Annotated in this window: 4 protein-coding genes; 1 reads left to right on the top strand and 3 read right to left on the bottom strand. The window is 71.6% G+C overall.

Going from position 1 to position 3,783, the window contains the following annotated elements; all coding sequences use genetic code 11:
• On the bottom strand, positions 1 to 825 hold an 825-nt coding region (locus GL263_RS23165), incomplete at its 3' end, for a 5-(carboxyamino)imidazole ribonucleotide synthase (RefSeq protein ID WP_182857688.1).
• Between the two features lie 114 nt (positions 826 to 939).
• Between GL263_RS23165 and GL263_RS23160 the strand changes: the two genes are divergently transcribed.
• Positions 940 to 1,461 carry a GtrA family protein gene (locus GL263_RS23160; protein WP_323379534.1) on the top strand — a complete coding sequence of 174 codons (522 nt, stop codon included), beginning with the start codon at positions 940 to 942 and terminating at the stop codon, positions 1,459 to 1,461.
• On the opposite strand, the gene GL263_RS23155 is transcribed toward GL263_RS23160, so the two are convergent.
• The gene (locus GL263_RS23155) at positions 1,393 to 2,646 is read right to left on the bottom strand and encodes a sensor histidine kinase (protein WP_182857687.1); all 1,254 of its coding nucleotides are present in this window, start codon (positions 2,644 to 2,646) and stop codon (positions 1,393 to 1,395) included. The genes GL263_RS23160 and GL263_RS23155 overlap by 69 nt on opposite strands.
• Before the next feature lie 104 nt (positions 2,647 to 2,750).
• Entirely contained in the window at positions 2,751 to 3,428 is a 678-nt protein-coding gene (locus tag GL263_RS23150; protein WP_143648368.1) for a response regulator transcription factor, read from the bottom strand.
• Between the last annotated feature and the right edge of the window lie 355 nt (positions 3,429 to 3,783).

The following is a 3,783-nucleotide window of genomic DNA, read 5'->3' as shown; positions in this document are numbered from 1 at the left end:
CCAGTGGCCGGAGTTGTGGGGGCGCATGGCGAGTTCGTTGACGAGGACGCGGCCGTCGCGGGTCTCGAAGAGTTCGACGGCGAGGTGGCCGACGACGTCGAGTTCGTCGGCGATGCGCAGCGCCATTTCCTGGGCGGCGACGGCGCGGTCGGCGGGGAGGTCGGGGGCGGGCGCGATGACGGTGTCGCAGACGCCGTCGACCTGGACGGACTCGACGACGGGGTAGGCGACGGCCTGGCCGTGCGGGGAGCGGACGACGTTGGCGGCGAGTTCGCGGACGAAGTCGACCTTCTCCTCGGCGAGCACGGGCACGCCGGCCTTGAAGGGTTCGGCGGCGGCTTCCTCGTCGCGGACGACCCACACGCCCTTGCCGTCGTAGCCGCCGCGCACGGTCTTGAGGACAACGGGGTAGCCGTCGCCCTCGTGGGCGAAGGCGGTGACGTCGGCGGGGTCGGTCACGACGCGGTGGCGGGGGCACGGGACGCCGAGGGCGTCGAGGCGGGCCCGCATGGTGCCCTTGTCCTGCGCGCAGACGAGCGCGTGCGGGCCGGGGCGGACGGCGATGCCGTCGTCCTGGAGGGCCCGCAGGTGCTCGGTCGGCACGTGTTCGTGATCGAAGGTGATCACGTCACAGCCGTGTGCGAAGTCACGCAGGGTGGCCAGGTCGCGGTAGTCGCCGACGACAACGTCGCCGACGACCTGTGCGGCCGAGTCCACGGGGGTGTCACTGAGCAGCTTGAACTTGATGCCGAGGGGGATGCCCGCCTCGTGGGTCATACGGGCGAGCTGACCGCCGCCGACCATGCCGACTACCGGGAACGTCACGCTCCCAGGGTACGTGGCGTGGGGGCGTGGTTAGCATGTGGGGAGCCGGCTGCCGGGGCTGGGGGACAGCACGACCGGACCGGAGAGCGACCGAACAGCCGACCGAACGGGGCGATCAAGATCACTATCCGTGAACAGCAGACACCGCTGTCCCGGCTGAAACGGCTGGCGCGGGAGCTGAGCCGGTTCGGCGCCGTCGGCGGGTTCGGTTTCCTGGTGAGCGTCGCGGTGTTCAACCTGTGTCTGCACACCTTCCAGCTGGCCAGCGTGCGCTCGGGTGTGATCGCCACCGCCGCCGCGATCTGCTGCAACTACGTCGGGCACCGCTACTGGACGTACCGGCACGCCGACAAGGACCGGGTGCGGCGCGAGGTCGTGCTCTTCATGGTGTTCAGCGGCTTCGGCATGGTGATCGAGAACGGGATCCTGGCGATCTCGCACTACGCGCTGGGCTTCACCTCGCCGCTGGCGGACAACATCGCGAAGAACGTGGTCGGGCTGGGTGTCGCCTCGGCCTTCCGCTTCTGGTCGTTCCGGACCTGGGTCTTCCGGACGCCGCCCGAGTCGTCAGCCGGACGACTGCTCGGCCTCCCGCGTGAGGAACAGCGCGAAGACCGCCGGGTGCTGCTGAAGTAGTTCCAGCCGGCCTCCGTCGGCCTCGGCGAGGTCGCGGGCGACGGCGAGCCCGAGCCCGGTTGAGTTGCGGCCGGAGACGGTCCGCTCGAAGACCCGGGAGCCGAGCGCCGGGTCGACGCCGGGTCCCTCGTCGGCGACCTCCACGACCACCTGGTTGCCGGCGATGCGGGTGCGCAGCGCGACCGTGCCGCCGCCGTGCATCAGGGAGTTCTCCACCAGGGTGGCCAGGACGGTGGCGACCGCGCCCGGCGTGCCGACGGCCTTGAGCCCGGGGCGTCCGGAGTGCACAATCGCCCGGCCCGCGCCCCGGTAGGCGGGCCGCCACTCCTCGACCTGCTGGAGTACGACCTCGTCGAGGTCGAAGGTGATCGCCGAGTCGGAGCGGCGGTCGCGGGAGTTGGTAAGCAGCCGTTCGACGACCTCGGTGAGCCGTTCCACCTGGGCGAGCGCGATGCCGGCCTCCTCGCGGACGGCGTCGGGTTCGCTGTCGGCGGTCTCGACGATCTCCTCCAGCCGCATGGACAGCGCGGTGAGCGGGGTGCGGAGCTGGTGGGAGGCGTCGGCGGCGAGTCGGCGTTCGGCGGTGAGCATGCGGGCGATGCGTTCGGCGCTGGTGTCGAGCACGTCGGCGACCCGGTCGAGCTCGGGCACGCCGTAGCGGCGGTGCCGGGGGCGGGGGTCGCCGGAGCCGAGCCGTTCGGCGGTCTCGGCGAGGTCGGTGAGCGGCGCGGCCACCTTGCGGGCCTGGCCGACGGCGAGCAGCGTGGCGGCGGCGACCGTGACCAGCCCGACGACCAGCACGATCACGAGTATCCGGCCGACCTCGTCGGTGATGACGCTGCGCGACTGCTGGACGGTGACCAGTTCGCCGTGCGAGCCGGTCTGGCGGGCCTCGATGACCCCGCCGTCGGGTTTGTCGCCGAGCGCGAAGGCGGGCTGGTCGGGCACGTCGACCCGCACGTAGCGGTCGTGCGGGACGGCGCTGCGCATCGTGTGGGCGGTGACGGTCTCGCCGGCGGCCAGCCGGGCCTCCACGACGGCGACGATGCGGGCGGCGTCGGAGCGGGCGCTGTCGATGGCGTTCCGCTCGATCGCGCGGGTCTCCACGATGAGCAGCGAGACACCGAAGACGGCGATCACGAAGAGCACCACGGCCAGGGTGGAGTTGATCAGTCTGCGGCGCATCCGGCTGGGGTCTCGTCTCGCTCGTCAGCTCTTGTCGATCGGCTCTCGGCCAGCTCCGGGTCGGCTCTCGGCCAGCCCTCGGTCAGCTCTCGGCCAGCTCCCGGTCAGCTCTTCTCGAAGCGGAAGCCGACGCCTCGGACGGTGGCGATGTAGCGGGGGTTGGCCGCGTCGTCGCCGAGCTTCTTCCGCAGCCAGGAGATGTGCATGTCGAGCGTCTTGGTGGAGGACCACCACGTGGTGTCCCAGACCTCGCGCATCAGCTGGTCGCGGGTGACGACCCGGCCGGCGTCGCGGACGAGGACCCGCAGCAGGTCGAACTCCTTGGCGGTGAGCTGGAGCTCCTCCTCGCCCATCCAGGCGCGGTGGGAGTCGACGTCGATGCGGACGCCGTGGGTGGCGGGGGGCTGGGCGGCCTCGGCGGTGCCGCGGCGCAGCAGCGCCCGGACGCGGGCCAGCAGCTCGGCGAGGCGGAAGGGCTTGGTGACGTAGTCGTCGGCGCCGGCGTCGAGGCCGACCACGGTGTCGACCTCGTCGGCGCGGGCGGTGAGCACCAGTACCGGGAAGGCGCAACCGGCGGTGCGCATCCGGCGGCAGACCTCCAGGCCGTCCATGCCCGGCAGCCCGAGGTCGAGCACCACGAGGTCGATCTCGCCGTGCAGCGCGGTCTCCAGCGCGCCGGGCCCGTCCTCGCGCACCTCGACGTCGTATCCCTCGCGCCGGAGGGCGCGGGCGAGCGGCTCCGAGATCGAGTTGTCATCCTCAGCGAGCAGTACGCGGGTCATGGGCTGATGGTAGTCCGACCGGGGCCGACGGGGTGCGGGCGAGCGGGCCGGAAGCCTCGCGGGGTGGGGCGGAGCCCGGCTCCGGACGGGCCCCGGGCGGCGTGGGGCTCGCGCCGTCCGCTGACAGGAACAGCACGCAGGGAGCGTCCGATATCCGGTGCGACCCCGGAACCACCCCAAGGAATCGCATCCAAGACAGTTGGTTTACCTGCGATTTACTTACTCATGGCGGAGCTTTACCTGTGATCTGCGACGCATCTGCTTTCGTTGTCTAGTCCACTGTGCCGTATGGTGACAGCGCTTCCGTGCGTTCCCGTACGGGAGCCGCGCGTCCGGCCGTGCTGACCGCCTGCGC

It is taken from the genome of Streptomyces durbertensis (assembly GCF_014156695.1).
Taxonomy (GTDB): domain Bacteria; phylum Actinomycetota; class Actinomycetes; order Streptomycetales; family Streptomycetaceae; genus Streptomyces; species Streptomyces durbertensis.
This window is presented reverse-complemented; position numbering and strand designations above follow the sequence as displayed.

What these genes read in the sequence shown, in the direction of transcription:
- GL263_RS23150 (WP_143648368.1), bottom strand. Translation starts at nt 3,428, where the DNA reads ATGACCCGCGTACTGCTCGCTGAGGATGACAACTCGATCTCGGAGCCG.
- GL263_RS23155 (WP_182857687.1), bottom strand. Translation starts at nt 2,646, where the DNA reads ATGCGCCGCAGACTGATCAACTCCACCCTGGCCGTGGTGCTCTTCGTG.